Origin of the sequence: Aquimarina sp. RZ0 (assembly GCF_008370685.1) — a bacterium.
GTDB lineage: Bacteria > Bacteroidota > Bacteroidia > Flavobacteriales > Flavobacteriaceae > Aquimarina.
Map to the genome: position 1 here is coordinate 46,430 of NZ_VTZU01000020.1, position 19,819 is coordinate 66,248.

Genomic DNA, 19,819 nt, shown 5'->3' on the forward strand with positions numbered 1-19,819 from the left:
TAATTTTTATTTTCTTAATTGGCTGACCCATTCATTTAAAAATGGTTTTTTTATTATATTAAAATGATCACCTTTAGAATTGATTACTTCAACTGACTTATAATAGGAAGACCAGCCAAGTGCATGATCATCAAACTCAACAAAGGATGTATTAGCTTTAACAAGCAGGATATTATCTTGAAGCTTTTTAGATAAATTGTATTTGATATTCATGGAATGAGTGTATAAATCATAGATAAGAGAGAAGATTTTTTTATTTACTTTAGCTTCCTTTTCTATCAAATAATTATAAATTAAATTAAGTCTACTTTTTTTAGGGCGTTTAGATATTTTTTGACAAAATTCTATGATTTCTTTTTCCTCAACAGCCAACTGTAATTGTTTACATAACAGATGAATAAAGAATGCTATCTTTTCTTTAGATTTCATCTGTAAAGTATTTGTATAACTGTCTATTAGGACAATACATTCTACTTCTATGTTCTTACTTTTCAATAATCCTAACAGTTCGAAGAGAACTATTCCTCCAAAGCTGTGAGCATATAAAGTAATTTTGTTTTTGGTACTGATCTCCTGTATCCTATCACAATAATGTTCTGCAATTGATTCTATGGATGTAAGTGGTTGTTCTCCATCAAACCCAACCATGTTAATACCATAAACTGTTTCCTCTATTACATTCTCAGCTAATTCGTAGTAGCCGTCAACTATTCCAGGCATTCCAGGTATAATAATTGCCACAGTTTTCTTTTTTCCTTCTTTAAAACAGACCACATGTTTATCTAGACTAGAAATAGAATTACCTTTAGATTTAATGTGATCGATAATTAAATTAATAAAATCATCTATCGTTTCTAATTGAAAAATCAATCCTATTTTAAGTCTTATCCCAAATTTCAAATTAACCGATTGAACTAATTGAAGAATTTCTATAGAGTTTATATTCAAATCAAACAAAGAAGTATTAAGATCTAATTTGGATAATGAAAACTCAAAAACTTCTTCAAAAATAGCATATAGACTCTTAATAGTATCTAAATCAATTTTATCAAAACCAGAATTTGTTATTACTTCTGCTGGGTTAGATTCATTGGAATGATTTGATAGTAAAGAGCTTTCTTTTTCCTCTATATTTTCAGAATCTACTGAATTCGTAGGATACTCTTCCAGAATTAGATGGGCGTTTACACCTCCAACGGCATAGCTATTTAATGCAGCTCTTCTTGGGTAGGTTCCATTCTTCCAATACACTGCATCCTTGCTCAAAATTAGAGAATGGTTTTGATCTATTTCAGAGTTGACATTCTCCAATCCTGGTATTCCAGGTATAGTTTTGTTTTCAAAAGCCTTCAACACCTTTATCAAAGATGCCATTCCTGAAACTAGTTCAGAATGTCCAACAGTGGGTTTGATCGTTCCTATAAACCATTTCTTATTTGCATCTTTAGAATGTTGCTTATAGGTAGAATTTATAACACTTAACTCTAAAGCATCTGCCACTCGATTAGCTATACCGTGCGCTTCTATATAATCTATAGTATCTACATTAATACTTGTATTGGATATACATCTACTAATTGTTTCCTTTATTCCTTTGGAATTTGGTGCTTCAAATGAAAGGTTTTTACCTCCATGATGCACATAACTCCCTTTAATTATGCCTAATATTTTGTCACCTTCCTTTTTTGCTTTTTCTATTGGTTTTATTAGCATTATGCCAGCGCCTTCACTTCGAACAAAACCATTCGCTTCTTGACAAAAGCTTTTGGTTTCATTCGTTGGGCTAAGTATATCAAAACTATTATTTCCTATTTCATAAGTTGCATATAAAGGATTAATCACATTAACTCCTCCAACTAATACTTGCTCACATTCATTATTTCTAACACTTTGAATTGCTCTGTGTAACGCAACATAAATGCTTGAACAATAAGTGTTAACCATTTCACTTGGGCCCTTTAGATTCAGTAGAAATGACAATCGATTAGGAATCATATATGCAATACTATTCTCTTCTAACCGATCTTTGGTACTATCAGGAAAGTCTTGCTGAAGACCTAAAAAGACTCCTGTTTTACTTCCTCTAATACTCATAGGGTTTAACCCTACACTATTCATTGCTTGACCTAAAACACAACAAATCAACCTTTCTTGTCTACCTAAGTTATTAGATTCCTTTTCTGATATTAGAAGTTTAGATAAATACTCCAAAATAGTTTTATCGTCAATACTATTCCAGAAGTTCTTTTCTTTTTTCTTACCATTGTTCAATGGTTTACCAGAAACTATATTACTCCATAGCTCGTCTATATTGCTTGCTTTTGGAAATAAACCTCCGACACATACAATTGCCATATCATTGCAATCACTTTTGGTACTTTCAGCATTTAAATGTGAAGTATTTGTATTTTTAAGTATTTGAGAAGTTATATTACTATTCTTGTTACCAATATTGATTGAAGCAGAATCATCTCCTCCAAAAATTTCCTTAACTCTTGAAGCTTGGTTCTCACAAAAATAATTGGTAAGATTATGAAGATTAGAGAACTCGAATAAGAGGGTTTTCGGCAATGTTCCAAAATCTTTCTCCAAAAAATTAATCAGCTCAACGGCAAGTATAGAATCGGCACCATAATCACTGAAATCTGTGCTAACATCTATTTGATCTTTTGGTACTTTTAAGATCTCATTAATTGATTTTTTAAGGTATTCTAGTACTTTGTTAGAAGTTATATCACTTATTTGCGTTTCTTTAATTTCCTGATTATCTATTGAGTTATGAAATAGAGATTTAATAATTTTCTTTTTATTTCCATAAAGTAACATCATTTGATGTGAGTCATGTTTTATTGAAGTAGAAAAGCCATCTATTCCTATCTTAGCAGAAATAGATTCCAGCCCGAATTGATTTTTCATCCATTCTTTAGCATTATCAGGAATATTCATTCCACCATCTTCCCAGTATGGATAAATAATACTCCTCGTAAACCCTTTTCGAGTTTCTTTCCTAACCAATTCATTACGGTATTCTGAAAAATTATCTAAATAAGCATTAGCAGCTGCATAATCCGAGCCTATAATCCCAGCTATCCCATCTAAATTAGCGGAGATAGAAGATGTCATAATAAAAAACTGAAGTTTATCGCTGCTAGTTTGTTCATCTAAATTATTAGTCCCTATTAATTTAGGTTTTAAAACCTCTTCAATATCTGCTTCATTTTTAGTTGTAATATCTAAATTACCAACAACGCCTGCACAATGTATAATCCCATTTATTTCGTTGTGGGTATCCCTTATTTTTTCTAGAGTAATTTTCAATGAATCTCTATTGCTTATATCACATTGAAAGTATGATGCCCCTTTAATGGTTTCCAAATCCTTTAATTTTTCTTTGGATAAGCTAGAACGTCCTATTAACAATGGCTTACAACCCCAATATTCTGCAATATATTTTGCAAAAGTTCGACCGATTGACCCCATCCCCCCAGTGATGATGCATGTTTTGGGTTTGTTGAAATTAAAATTTGGTTTTCTTGATACATCAACTTGTTTGAATGTACGAACTGTTCTTTTACCATTTATATATCTTATCTCTACATCATTATTACCTTTCTCTTGCTCCAAAACGGATAGTAATTCAGAACTTTTTAGAATAGACAAAGAATCAACACTAATAATTTTACCCTTTATAAATGAAGCATCCAAAGACAATGCTTTGAAGATTCCGGAAACAAAAGCAAATCTTCTCCAATCTTTTCTTTCAATCAATACATATATTGTAGTATTGTCTCTTGATTTACTCAACTTTTTAATTCTTGAAAAAACATTATGAAAGAGAGAATTAGAATCAATACCTGGAGCTAAATTGACTGTTTCACCATCAAATTTCGATTTAAAAAATGACACTAATTCACTCTCACATTTAGGTAAAATCAATATTTCTTTATTTGTGTCATTCCCGATAGTCAAGGCTTTTTTATGGTTCCAAATTGATTCCAAACATACTAGATCACTTACTGGTAAAATGTTTTGCTTATCTTTTAAATTGGTAGCTTCTCTTGCTGAAAAATCTCTCAATGTAGCTATTAGCTCTCCATTTTTGCCAAGAAGATCGAAGTTATAATGTTGTACTGAGGATGATGCGTTATTGTTTTCGTGTTTCCAACACACAGAATAAACTATCTTTTTTGGGTTTCCGTAAATTTTGAAATCTGATAAACTAAAAGGAATCTCTAAAACAATCCCTTCCTGCCTTTTTAAATGAAAACCTATCCCTGCTCTTAACAGCGTATCAAATTGAGCTGGGTGAAAATGAAAAATATCTTCTTTGAATTGTGCTGGGTTTAAGGAAAGAATGGAATAAGAAGAACCATAATTTAATTTTTCGGAACATTGAAAGGAGGGGCCATATCCATATCCATTTTCAATCATTAAATTATCACAGGCTTCCCCGGAGATAAATTCATCACATTCTAAAAATAATTGTTGAATGTTTATTCTTTCGGGTTCCTTCACTTCTAAAGTACTTAAAACCCCATTGCAATGGATCACATTTCCCATAGAAGATATTTCAAATTTAAAATGATCATCTTCCAAATACAAACGTGTTGTTATTTCTCCTTTAATTTGATCTATTGCCATTGGTGCTAACCAAACCAGATCTGATATCCCAGTTATTTTTTGCCCTAATGCTCTTTCTCCCAATTCTCTTGCCATCTCTAAATATGCCACTCCTGGAAGTAACTTTTCTCCATAAATTTTATGATCTTCAAAAAAGAATTCTTGTCCTGTAAACATACTACTGTAGGAAACAGAAAAAGCATTTGAATTATTTATGTGAATTAATGGATGTAATATATTTAACCTATTTTTACTGATATTAATATGGCTTGGAGTTAACCAATACCTTTCTCTAGCAAAAGGATACTTAGGTAAGTTTATTTTATTAGGAGTATTGTCTTTATTGTAAAGTAGTCTCCAATCTATGGTTACTCCCTTTGTCCATAACTGAGCCAATGCTTTTGTTTGTTGTGTAGAGATAGCTGTTTGAATATAGGCTTCCCCTGCCTCTCCCTCTAATAAAAAGTTATTTTTATCTTTCTTAATGTTACCTGTTAAAAATCCTTCTGTTTGCCCCTGTTTAAATCTATGTAGTTGTTCTTGTAACTTTTCTTTATCCTCAACAATAAAAGCTACTCGTTCTTCCATAAAATCTCTACCTACCTGTAATGTATAGGCAATATCATATAAATCTAAACCTGGGTTTGATATTATATAATCCTCTAAGTTATTAGCTTGATACTCTAATCTTTCCTTGTTCTTAGCAGAAAGTAATACGATAGCAGCAGTATTGTTTTCATAAGTACTTTTTGGTTTAGGGATATACTCTTCTATTATAATATGAGCGTTAGCACCTCCAAACCCAAAACTACTTATACCGGCAACTCGAGCTTTGTTATCTCTAGATTCCCAAGCCTTAGTTTCTTGTTGTAAATAAAAAGGACTCTTACTCAATTGAAGATATTCATTTGGTGTCTCTAAATGAACATTCCCCGGAAGTGTCTTATACTTTAATGACAATAACACCTTGACGACCCCTGCTATTCCTGCTGCCGCTTCCAAGTGACCAATATTAGTCTTTACACTACCAATACTACAATAAGGAATCTCTGGAATATCATAATCATTCTCCTTATAGAGCTGATTAAATGCTAATTTCAGACCTTCTATTTCTATAGGATCTCCTAAAGATGTGCCTGTACCGTGCGCTTCTATATAACTAACATCACGAGGATCAATTCCTGAAGAACGGTAAGCTTTAAGTAATAAATCTTTTTGGGCATTAGGGTTAGGAGAGGTTAAAGTATTGGCCTTGCCTCCATGATTTTCTGCGGTACCTTTAATCACCCCATATATATGATCTCCATCCGATTCTGCTTTATCAAGTGATTTCAAAATAATAGTTCCTACCCCTTCGCCTCGAACATATCCATTTGCTTTCTGATCAAAGGTTTTACATCTACCATCTTCACTCAACATACCAGCTTGGCTAAATGACAAGGTTAGTTCTGGAGAAAGTAAGGCATTCACTCCTCCGGCAATAGCCATATCACAATGACCCTGCTCAATATGTTCAACTGCTCGATGAATTGCTATTAATGAACTACTGCAAGCCGTATCAACAGGTTCACTTGGACCATGCAAGTCTAATAAATAGGAAATGCGATTAACAAGGACTGAATGAGATGATCCTGTAGGGTATTGCGCCTGACTTACTAAATCTGTCTGATCACTCAATAATAATGAATAGTCCGAACTAGCAACTCCTACAAAAACACCTGTATTACTACCTTTGATCTGAGTGGTTGATATACAAGCATCCTCTAATGCTTGATACACCGATTCAAGAATCATACGTTGTTGAGGATCCATCAATTCTGCTTCTCGAGGGGATATCCCAAAAAATAAAGGATCAAACTTATCGATATCTCTAATAAAACCTCCCCATTTGGCTTTGGTTTTGCCTTTTTCTTCTTTAGGATCTCCGTAGTAGTGTCTCCAATCCCATCGATCGCTAGGAATCTCTGTAATTAAATCCTCATTATTCTTAATATGATCCCAAAATATCTCAACATCAGGAGAACCTGGAAAACGACCACTCATCCCAACTATGGCAACGCCTCTTGAAAGCTTTTTAGTAGTCTGCGAAGTTAAAATTCTACTATCTTTTTTTGAACCTAAAAATCTTGACCTATTTTCTCTAAAAGATCGAACTTGTTCTTGTTGAACGATTAAACTTGGTACATCTTTTTTTCCTAAAGAGACTGAATGCTTCTTAAATAATTTCTCAGAATAATCCTTTGTTAGATATATGGCCAACCCCTCAATAGTAGGATAATTATAAAATGTAGTAGGCATTAATTCCAAATCATAATAACTATTAAGTTCATTACTAAATCGAGTGAGTAATATCGAATCAAAACCATAATCTCCCAACTCTTCATCTATGCCTATATTACTAACATCTAGTTTTAGTAAACTAGAAGCTATTTCTAATATCTGTGTTGTTACTTTCTCCTGTAATTCTGAGGTCTCTTTAATAGAATCCCCGGTCGAGCTAACTGCGATAGACCTTTTTGATAGTAATTTGTTATTTATTTTATCTCGATCACCAAATGCTACAACCCCTTGAACAAATGAACTTCCAAGAAGCGCATCAAAAGCTTTAACCCCTTCTAATGTAGGTAAGACAGACATACCCCAGTAGTTCTCTAAAAAGTGGGCACTCTCTTGATCGATTTGCATACCGCCTTCTGCCCACAAAGGCCAGTTAATACTTAATGTCTTTCCCTGTCTTTCTCCTTGTAATCGCTTCTCCTCGCGATATAAAGCATAATCATCCAAGTACGCATTAGCACTAGAATAGTCTGATTGTCCTATATTACCGATAACACTTGCTATTGATGAAAAGAAGACCATAAAATCAAGAGACTCTCCTTTCGATAGCTCATCTAAATGCTTAACACCTGTAACCTTTGAAGAAAATACAGTACTTACTTCTTCTGATGTTTTCTTATCAATAAGACTATCTCTAACAACACCAGCACTATGAATAATACCATCTAATCTACCATGAACTGTTTTAATTTCTGATATCAAAGAGGCAACTTCTTCCTTTTTACTTACATCACAACAATAATAACTCGCATTTGAAAATTTAGAAAGTATAAAGCTCTTTTCATCTGTCAATCTGCTACGACCAGTAAGAATCAGATGAACACCGCTTGTCTTATTGATATGGGATGCAAAAACCTGACCTAATCCACCAAAACCTCCAGTGATTAAATACACTCCTCCCTCTTTGATAGTAAGAGATTCTTTACCAAAAGAATATGGTAATAAATCAAGGGTTCTTATTTCTCTTTTACCGCCTATATAGCGTACTTCAACATCTGTAGTATATTGTTCTTTATCAAGTATTGACAAAAGCGTATCTAATGATGTAAGAGAAAAACTTTCTACTCCTAAAACTTTACCCGATATCTTAGCATTTTCTAGATTAGTCGTTTTTAATAAACCTCTCACAAAACTATAATCAAGATATTGAGCATTTTCGTAAACTACCGTGATATGAACTTGTATATTATCCTTTAGTTTTGAACGTACTTCTTCTAATACACTTACAAAATATGATGCTTCTGAATCCCCTTTTAGAACAGATACATCTACGGCTAGTTCTTCTTTTAACAAATCCGCCAGTTCAACAGGCGCTCCTGCTAATAATATCAATTGTGAACCCAATGATGGATCAGATAAGGGAGCTGGAGAAGGTGACCAAATATTACTATAAAAATGAACTCCTTTTCTCGTATCTGCTGGTGGCTTTGTAGCATTGCTTAATGGAAGAACAACAAAATCCTTGAAACGAACTAATACTTCGCCTAATTCATCCAAAATATCTATATCATATCGAGTTACTTTATCTACTGTTCTACCTGAGTTATTACGCTTTACATAACACCATACGGTCTCTGGAAGATTTTTATAAATCGTTAATTCTTTAATACTGAAAGGAAGTGGTGGATCTGTTGGTGGTTCTTCTCCCAAAGTAAAACCTATACAGCTTTGTAAAGCACTATCCAAAATACCAGGCTGTAATACATAGCCCTCCTCTTTAGGAAGCGTAATCCTGGATAGAACAGCTGAATCACTATACCAAAGTTGTTCTATACCCTGAAAACTAGTACCATAAAATAAACCTATACCTTTAAAAAAATCATAACACCAGTCTTTCTCTTTACTTTTGGTGAACTGAGACTTAAGAGAGGGTAAATTATAAGCTGGAACAGCTGAAAAACTATCGATACTTAACTTTCCTTGACTATGAAGTTGTTCTTCTGATTTATTACTATACACATCATAACCAAAACCATCTTCCACCGGATAAATACTTATACTTATCTTCTCAGGGCTATTGTTCACCCATATAGGACGCATCCAAGTAATATCTTTAAGTTGTGTTACTGAACTTCCAATACTCAAATCACCAGCTATCCGTGCAAGTTCCAAGTAAGCAACACCAGGTAATACTTTAGCTCCTCCTACTTTATGATCTAATAAAAAAGATTCTTTGCCTGTATATATACTCGTATATTTTTGAGCTTCAAGGGTGGACTCATTATGATGAAGTAGTGGATGTAATACATCCTTACTTCTTGATGACAAATCAAAAGACTGATCAGGAATCCAATAACGCTCCCTGGCAAAAGGATAGGTAGGTAAACTTATTCTATTAGGTGTGTGACCTTTTTCATAAAACAATCCCCAATCTATAGTCACACCTCTTATCCATAATTGTGCTATCGATAATAAATCTTTATTCTTTATAGCTGTAGACAAGTATTCTGCAACTGGTACTCCTTCAATAACTGAAACTTCCTTTGATGCTTTTATATTGCCCTGTAAAAACCCTGTAGAATTACCCAAATTAAATTTAGACAAAGCATCTTTTAACTCCAATTTATCACTAACAACAAAGGCCAATCGCTCCTCCATACTCTCTCTACCAACCTGTAATGTGTAGGCTATATCATATAAATCTAATGCAGGATGCAATTCTAAATATTCTGATAAATTAATCGCCTGATCTTTTAAACGATCCTTGTTCCTGGCTGATAATACTATTATAACAGGAGCATTACTTATATAAGGACTCTTAAATCTTTCTATATATTCTTCTAAAACAATGTGGGCATTTGTACCACTAAATCCGAAACTACTAACAGCAGCTTTTCTTGATTGATTACTATCAACTTTCCATTCTTTTAATAATGTATTGACATAAAAAGGACTTCCTGCTAAATTTATATGCTCATTGAGAGTCTGATAATTAAGTGTAGGAGGTATTTGCTTATTCTTAATAGATAATAATACTTTAATAACTCCTATAACACCAGCTGCTGTTAGTGTATGACCAACATTTGTTTTTACACTTCCTATACCGCAATAATTTTCATTTTCAGTATAAGACTTAAATGAACGCTTTAAAGCTTTTATTTCAATTGGATCACCCAATTTAGTACCAGTTCCATGAGTCTCAACATACGTTATAGTTGAAGGATCAATATTATATTTTCTATAGACTTCTTCTTGCAAAAGATTTTGCGAATTAACATTTGGAGCCGTTATGCCATTCGTTTTTCCATCTTGATTGATCGCACTACCTTTAATTACTCCATAAATTCTATCGCCATCAATCTCTGCTTTGCTTAACGATTTCAATAATAAAACACCAACAGCTTCACCAGGTACAAAACCATTAGCCATATTGTCAAAAGTATGGCACTTCCCATCTTCACTTAGCATACCTGATTTACTGGTCGCGATATGCATTCGCTCTGAAGTCATTACATATACTCCGCCTGCTAATGCTGTTTCACATTCACCTATTCTAATACTTTGACAAGCCTGATGAATAGCAACAAGACTACTTGAACAAGCTGTATCTATTGAGATAGCGGGGCCATCTAAATTTAAGTGATAAGATATTCGACCTGCTAATATAGAAGATGATGTACCTGTAAAAGTATGGTTGTCCATTTCTTCTTGCTCAATATTAATCATATAATCACCTTGTCCTACCCCCACAAATACCCCACATTTTTGATCAGATAATGATGTACTCGTATATCCAGAATCTTCAATAGCTTTCCAACTTTCTTCTATAAACAAACGTTGTTGAGGATCCATGCGTTCGGCTTCTCTAGGAGAAATATTAAAAAATAATGGATCAAATTTATCTTCATCATCAAGATATCCCATCCATTTAGCATAACTCTTTCCTTCAACTTTTCTATCCTTATCAAAGAAATGAGCAATTGACCATTTTCTATTCGGAACTTCTTTTATACTATTTTTCCCATTTTTTATATTTTCCCAGAACTCATTTATGTTTGCTGCATCAGGGAATTTACCACTCATACCAATAATAGCAATATCATCAACACCTTTATCAGCGTATTCTGCTTTTGTTACATTTTGAAGCGAATCTAATTTGACTAAAGTAAGATCTTCTTCTTCCGAAATTAAAAAACTACTTTTCTCATCAAGATTTATTTTCAGATCCGATTGTTCCATTACACCTTCCTCATTTAAACACTCATTATCAACATATTGGATCAACTCATTAGATTCTTCCAAAATCAAGTTTGATAACTTTTTTATAGTGTAATAATCGTATAAAGTAATGGCTTCGAGATTAATATTAAATTCATCATTTATCAAGCGAATAAGTTCTACTCCATTGATAGAGTCTAATCCAATATCTACAAATGAGACATTTTCATCAATTTCATTATTTGGAATATGAAGTACTTCTTCAAATAGTATCTTCAGCTTTTTTGTAACTGTAGAAACATTTAATAAAGCTTTTTGCTGATCTATTTCCTTAGTATGATTTACTATTCTTGATAATTTAGTAACCTTTTCATTTTTGTCATTATCAATGCCGGATTCAGATTTTTCATTTATTATTTTGTCGGAAGTGGGCTTAATAAGTATTTTAGAATCTTTTTTAAGGTAGTCATTTTGTTGATCAAATTCCTTTAGAATTAAATCTGACAATTTTTTGATAGTGAAATAATCATATAAAATTATGGCTTCAAAATTCAGATTAAAAGTATTGTTTATTGACCGAATAAGCTCAACACCACTGATGGAGTCAAGACCTAGTTCTGTAAAGGCTATTTCTTCATCTATTTCGTTTGCAGGAATATGAAGTACTGTTTCAAAAAGCTTTTTAAGTTTTTGAATATAATATTTTGAACTATTTGCTGAAACATCATAGTTATTAGAGGTTTTTAGGTCTCTCTTTAAATCTTTCAGTTTAATAGTACTTCTGTTAGTTTGTATAAAAGGAACAGGTGTTTGAGGTATCAGATCTTTTACATCATTTAATCTTATTTTTGTTTTCGCCCCTGAGGATTTTTTTTCCTCTAATAATGTGCCATTAGACAACAAAGAATCAGATATTTCTTGTCTTTTAAAACTTCGTTTTATTTGAGATGCGACTTCTTCTGTATGAAAAGTTAACTCATGCATCTTTTCTTCTTCACTGATATACTTTTGCAATGATAAAAGCAAATCTGATGACATATGTTTTTTTAATATTTCTAATGTTTTTCTAGGTTTTAAGCTTAATTCTTTTGCTATTCTAAGAGCTTCATTTAAAACATCTTTTGTTACAATTATAGAAGTACCTCTTGATTTTATTTCAGATCCTTTCAAATGTCTGGCCGTATAGAGCATTTCTGTAGCCAAAGGTTTACCCAATTTCTCTCCAAGAATGTATGTTGCTCCCATTCCAGGTGTAAAACCATATTTCATGAAATTAGCCGTGTATATGGAATTTTCAGACATTAAAACAATATCACCGTAAAGTCCAAATAACATTCCTCCTCCAAATGCATGTCCTTGCATAGCGGTTATTACTGGGATATCAAACTCTAATAAGCCTTTATATAAAAATGGAAAATCAGTAAATCTTCCTTTTTTGGAAGCTATATTTTGTAAACTTTCCTGGGAACCTCCCATACAAAATATATTATCATATCCGGTTAGTACTACTACCTTTAAATTTTTATTTTTCCTTAAGTCAAAAAAGGTTTTTTGCAAACTCTTAATCAAATTAAGGGTAAACATATTTTTAGATTCTTTGGATTGTATTTTTACTAGTGCGATTCCTTCATTCAATATTTTTGTACTAATTTCTTCACCAACAACATGATCAATATTTTGTTGTATTTGTTCACTTTCCCAAATAGAATCAGTATCTGATGTTATTAAAGTATTTTTATTTTTCTGTTTAGAAAGATTTACAGAATTATAACTATCAAACCAATACCTTTCTCTAGCAAAAGGATACTTAGGTAAGTTTATTTTATTAGGAGTATTGTCTTTATTGTAAAGTAGTCTCCAATCTATGGTTACTCCCTTTGTCCATAACTGAGCCAATGCTTTTGTTTGTTGTGTAGAGATAGCTGTTTGAATATAGGCTTCCCCTGCCTCTCCCTCTAATAAAAAGTTATTTTTATCTTTCTTAATGTTACCTGTTAAAAATCCTTCTGTTTGCCCCTGTTTAAATCTATGTAGTTGTTCTTGTAACTTTTCTTTATCCTCAACAATAAAAGCTACTCGTTCTTCCATAAAATCTCTACCTACCTGTAATGTATAGGCAATATCATATAAATCTAAACCTGGGTTTGATATTATATAATCCTCTAAGTTATTAGCTTGATACTCTAATCTTTCCTTGTTCTTAGCAGAAAGTAATACGATAGCAGCAGTATTGTTTTCATAAGTACTTTTTGGTTTAGGGATATACTCTTCTATTATAATATGAGCGTTAGCACCTCCAAACCCAAAACTACTTATACCGGCAACTCGAGCTTTGTTATCTCTAGATTCCCAAGCCTTAGTTTCTTGTTGTAAATAAAAAGGACTCTTACTCAATTGAAGATATTCATTTGGTGTCTCTAAATGAACATTCCCCGGAAGTGTCTTATACTTTAATGACAATAACACCTTGACGACCCCTGCTATTCCTGCTGCCGCTTCCAAGTGACCAATATTAGTCTTTACACTACCAATACTACAATAAGGAATCTCTGGAATATCATAATCATTCTCCTTATAGAGCTGATTAAATGCTAATTTCAGACCTTCTATTTCTATAGGATCTCCTAAAGATGTGCCTGTACCGTGCGCTTCTATATAACTAACATCACGAGGATCAATTCCTGAAGAACGGTAAGCTTTAAGTAATAAATCTTTTTGGGCATTAGGGTTAGGAGAGGTTAAAGTATTGGCCTTGCCTCCATGATTTTCTGCGGTACCTTTAATCACCCCATATATATGATCTCCATCCGATTCTGCTTTATCAAGTGATTTCAAAATAATAGTTCCTACCCCTTCGCCTCGAACATATCCATTTGCTTTCTGATCAAAGGTTTTACATCTACCATCTTCACTCAACATACCAGCTTGGCTAAATGACAAGGTTAGTTCTGGAGAAAGTAAGGCATTCACTCCTCCGGCAATAGCCATATCACAATGACCCTGCTCAATATGTTCAACTGCTCGATGAATTGCTATTAATGAACTACTGCAAGCCGTATCAACAGGTTCACTTGGACCATGCAAGTCTAATAAATAGGAAATGCGATTAACAAGGACTGAATGAGATGATCCTGTAGGGTATTGCGCCTGACTTACTAAATCTGTCTGATCACTCAATAATAATGAATAGTCCGAACTAGCAACTCCTACAAAAACACCTGTATTACTACCTTTGATCTGAGTGGTTGATATACAAGCATCCTCTAATGCTTGATACACCGATTCAAGAATCATACGTTGTTGAGGATCCATCAATTCTGCTTCTCGAGGGGATATCCCAAAAAATAAAGGATCAAACTTATCGATATCTCTAATAAAACCTCCCCATTTGGCTTTGGTTTTGCCTTTTTCTTCTTTAGGATCTCCGTAGTAGTGTCTCCAATCCCATCGATCGCTAGGAATCTCTGTAATTAAATCCTCATTATTCTTAATATGATCCCAAAATATCTCAACATCAGGAGAACCTGGAAAACGACCACTCATCCCAACTATGGCAACGCCTCTTGAAAGCTTTTTAGTAGTCTGCGAAGTTAAAATTCTACTATCTTTTTTTGAACCTAAAAATCTTGACCTATTTTCTCTAAAAGATCGAACTTGTTCTTGTTGAACGATTAAACTTGGTACATCTTTTTTTCCTAAAGAGACTGAATGCTTCTTAAATAATTTCTCAGAATAATCCTTTGTTAGATATATGGCCAACCCCTCAATAGTAGGATAATTATAAAATGTAGTAGGCATTAATTCCAAATCATAATAACTATTAAGTTCATTACTAAATCGAGTGAGTAATATCGAATCAAAACCATAATCTCCCAACTCTTCATCTATGCCTATATTACTAACATCTAGTTTTAGTAAACTAGAAGCTATTTCTAATATCTGTGTTGTTACTTTCTCCTGTAATTCTGAGGTCTCTTTAATAGAATCCCCGGTCGAGCTAACTGCGATAGACCTTTTTGATAGTAATTTGTTATTTATTTTATCTCGATCACCAAATGCTACAACCCCTTGAACAAATGAACTTCCAAGAAGCGCATCAAAAGCTTTAACCCCTTCTAATGTAGGTAAGACAGACATACCCCAGTAGTTCTCTAAAAAGTGGGCACTCTCTTGATCGATTTGCATACCGCCTTCTGCCCACAAAGGCCAGTTAATACTTAATGTCTTTCCCTGTCTTTCTCCTTGTAATCGCTTCTCCTCGCGATATAAAGCATAATCATCCAAGTACGCATTAGCACTAGAATAGTCTGATTGTCCTATATTACCGATAACACTTGCTATTGATGAAAAGAAGACCATAAAATCAAGAGACTCTCCTTTCGATAGCTCATCTAAATGCTTAACACCTGTAACCTTTGAAGAAAATACAGTACTTACTTCTTCTGATGTTTTCTTATCAATAAGACTATCTCTAACAACACCAGCACTATGAATAATACCATCTAATCTACCATGAACTGTTTTAATTTCTGATATCAAAGAGGCAACTTCTTCCTTTTTACTTACATCACAACAATAATAACTCGCATTTGAAAATTTAGAAAGTATAAAGCTCTTTTCATCTGTCAATCTGCTACGACCAGTAAGAATCAGATGAACACCGCTTGTCTTATTGATATGGGATGCAAAAACCTGACCTAATCCACCAAAACCTCCAGTGATTAAATACACTCCTCCCTCTTTGATAGTAAGAGATTCTTTACCAAAAGAATATGGTAATAAATCAAGGGTTCTTATTTCTCTTTTACCGCCTATATAGCGTACTTCAACATCTGTAGTATATTGTTCTTTATCAAGTATTGACAAAAGCGTATCTAATGATGTAAGAGAAAAACTTTCTACTCCTAAAACTTTACCCGATATCTTAGCATTTTCTAGATTAGTCGTTTTTAATAAACCTCTCACAAAACTATAATCAAGATATTGAGCATTTTCGTAAACTACCGTGATATGAACTTGTATATTATCCTTTAGTTTTGAACGTACTTCTTCTAATACACTTACAAAATATGATGCTTCTGAATCCCCTTTTAGAACAGATACATCTACGGCTAGTTCTTCTTTTAACAAATCCGCCAGTTCAACAGGCGCTCCTGCTAATAATATCAATTGTGAACCCAATGATGGATCAGATAAGGGAGCTGGAGAAGGTGACCAAATATTACTATAAAAATGAACTCCTTTTCTCGTATCTGCTGGTGGCTTTGTAGCATTGCTTAATGGAAGAACAACAAAATCCTTGAAACGAACTAATACTTCGCCTAATTCATCCAAAATATCTATATCATATCGAGTTACTTTATCTACTGTTCTACCTGAGTTATTACGCTTTACATAACACCATACGGTCTCTGGAAGATTTTTATAAATCGTTAATTCTTTAATACTGAAAGGAAGTGGTGGATCTGTTGGTGGTTCTTCTCCCAAAGTAAAACCTATACAGCTTTGTAAAGCACTATCCAAAATACCAGGCTGTAATACATAGCCCTCCTCTTTAGGAAGCGTAATCCTGGATAGAACAGCTGAATCACTATACCAAAGTTGTTCTATACCCTGAAAACTAGTACCATAAAATAAACCTATACCTTTAAAAAAATCATAACACCAGTCTTTCTCTTTACTTTTGGTGAACTGAGACTTAAGAGAGGGTAAATTATAAGCTGGAACAGCTGAAAAACTATCGATACTTAACTTTCCTTGACTATGAAGTTGTTCTTCTGATTTATTACTATACACATCATAACCAAAACCATCTTCCACCGGATAAATACTTATACTTATCTTCTCAGGGCTATTGTTCACCCATATAGGACGCATCCAAGTAATATCTTTAAGTTGTGTTACTGAACTTCCAATACTCAAATCACCAGCTATCCGTGCAAGTTCCAAGTAAGCAACACCAGGTAATACTTTAGCTCCTCCTACTTTATGATCTAATAAAAAAGATTCTTTGCCTGTATATATACTCGTATATTTTTGAGCTTCAAGGGTGGACTCATTATGATGAAGTAGTGGATGTAATACATCCTTACTTCTTGATGACAAATCAAAAGACTGATCAGGAATCCAATAACGCTCCCTGGCAAAAGGATAGGTAGGTAAACTTATTCTATTAGGTGTGTGACCTTTTTCATAAAACAATCCCCAATCTATAGTCACACCTCTTATCCATAATTGTGCTATCGATAATAAATCTTTATTCTTTATAGCTGTAGACAAGTATTCTGCAACTGGTACTCCTTCAATAACTGAAACTTCCTTTGATGCTTTTATATTGCCCTGTAAAAACCCTGTAGAATTACCCAAATTAAATTTAGACAAAGCATCTTTTAACTCCAATTTATCACTAACAACAAAGGCCAATCGCTCCTCCATACTCTCTCTACCAACCTGTAATGTGTAGGCTATATCATATAAATCTAATGCAGGATGCAATTCTAAATATTCTGATAAATTAATCGCCTGATCTTTTAAACGATCCTTGTTCCTGGCTGATAATACTATTATAACAGGAGCATTACTTATATAAGGACTCTTAAATCTTTCTATATATTCTTCTAAAACAATGTGGGCATTATTTCCAGTCATTCCAAAGCTGCTAACTCCAGCTATCTTTGGTTTATCAGTTTTCCAAGGTTCATTTTTAGTATTAATTTTTAGAGCAGAATCATCTAATTTTATATAAGGATTAATAGTCTCAAAATTCGGCATATGTGGGATCTCATTATGCTTCATCATTTGCAGTACTTTTACCACGCTAGTTAAACCAGCTGCGCCTTCCAAGTGCCCAGCGTGAGCTTTTGTAGATCCGATATAGCAAAAACCTCTTTTATTTGTATGGTGTTTAAAAGCTTTTTTTAATGCATTTATTTCAATCGGATCGCCTAAAGTGGTACCAGTCCCATGAGCTTCTAAATAGCTAATATCTTCTGGGTTAATATTTGCTGATTCCCATGCTTGTAACAACAACTTCGTTTGTAATTCTGGTCTAGGAGAAGTAGGGTTATTTGAACGCCCTACATGATTAATCGCACTACCTTTAATTACTCCATAAATTCTATCGCCATCAATCTCTGCTTTGGATAAAGGTTTTATCAAAACAGAAACAATGCCTTCGCCGGGAACATAACCATCCGCTTTTTTATCAAACGTATGACACCTACCCGTAGGAGATAAAGCTTGCATTCGAGAAAAATACACATAGTGTAATGGGCTTAATAATACATTTAATCCTGCAACAACAGCACTATCTATTTCTCCATTATGTATGGCTTGACATCCTAAATGTAGAGCTGTCATAGAAGAAGCACAGGCATTATCCAAAGGAATTGATCCTCCCTGTAAATCAAAATGATAGGAAACCGAAGCCGAAAGGCTGGACATTGCACCACTATTATGTTGATAATCTACTATAGGAATTCTTGCTCGCACTACTTCATCCCAATATTCGTGAAAACAGCTCCCCACGTAGACTCCTGTTTTAGTCCCCCTAATTTTATTAATTACTCCAGCATCTTCAAAAGTATGATATGCCGATTGCAATAATAATCTTAGCTGCGGATCCATCCATTCTGCCTGACGCCGATTTACTCCAAAAAAAACCGGGTCAAATTTGTCTATATCGGGCAAGAAACCACCCCATTTACTATATGTTTTATTATCTGCTTCTCTATCTTGATTAAACCAGGGACGATAATCCCAATGATCTATCGGGATTTCTCTTATTAAGTCTTTGCCATCAGAAATATTTTTCCAAAATTCTTCAATATTTTTTGAATCAGGAAAGTATCCACTCATACCTATAATTGCTATATCTTTTGATACATTCGTTAATGATTTTTCCTGAAATTGTTTCTTTTCTGAATCTTTTATTTGAGATACATGTTTCCCAAATTGTAGCGGAGTAAACCTTGAATAAGTATCTGTTTCTTTCTTTGGAAGTTGAGAAGACGTGGAAATAGAATTAGTAGCAATTTGAATATTAGAATTAGAATTTTCTTCATAGGAACTCAAATCTCCAAATTTCTTAGCCATCTGTTTACTATAGTCCTGCAAAAAAAAGTTTGCTAGGTCATCTATGTTTTGGTTCTCAAAAAACACAGTTGGATACAATTCAATCTCCAAGTCTTTTTCTAAAGATTCTGACATCCCAATCATCTGATTAGATTCCAAACCTAAATCCATAAAATTTTTGTCTATTGGAACATCATCTGAGGACTTATGTATGGTAGTTGCAATCTTTGTTTTCAAATACAGAATAAGTGCAGCTTTTATATTATTAGTATCTGAGCCATTATTGATTGTATTCTTTGAAATGATATTGTGACTATCTTTTTCTCTGGGAATAGTTGTTGAACTAAAAGACTCAGAATTCTCATACCACAATCTAATTTCCTTTTCGTGATCTTGTAAAAAATAAGTTACTAAATCTTGTATATTTTGATTTTCAAAAAATATGGTTGGATATAACTCAATGCACAAGTCTTTTTCTAAAGATTCTGACACCCCGATCATTTGATTAGATTCCAAACCTAAATCCATAAAATTTTGATCGATGAGAATATCTTGAGGTGACTTATTTAAGTTGGTTGCTATTTTTGTTTTCAAAAATAAAATAAGTGCGTCTTTCATTTGCTACAATGTC

General features: G+C 33.4%; 1 protein-coding gene. It reads right to left on the reverse strand.

Features of this window, described 5'->3' with window-relative positions; genetic code table 11:
- Positions 1-6: 6 nt before the first annotated feature.
- On the reverse strand, positions 7-19,806 hold the full coding sequence (locus F0000_RS09465; protein ID WP_149624476.1) for an SDR family NAD(P)-dependent oxidoreductase: 19,800 nt from the start codon (positions 19,804-19,806) through the stop codon (positions 7-9).
- Positions 19,807-19,819: the final 13 nt, after the last annotated feature.

Excerpts from the sequence above, each read along its gene's own strand:
- F0000_RS09465 (WP_149624476.1), bottom strand. The coding sequence starts at position 19,806 with ATGAAAGACGCACTTATTTTATTTTTGAAAACAAAAATAGCAACCAAC.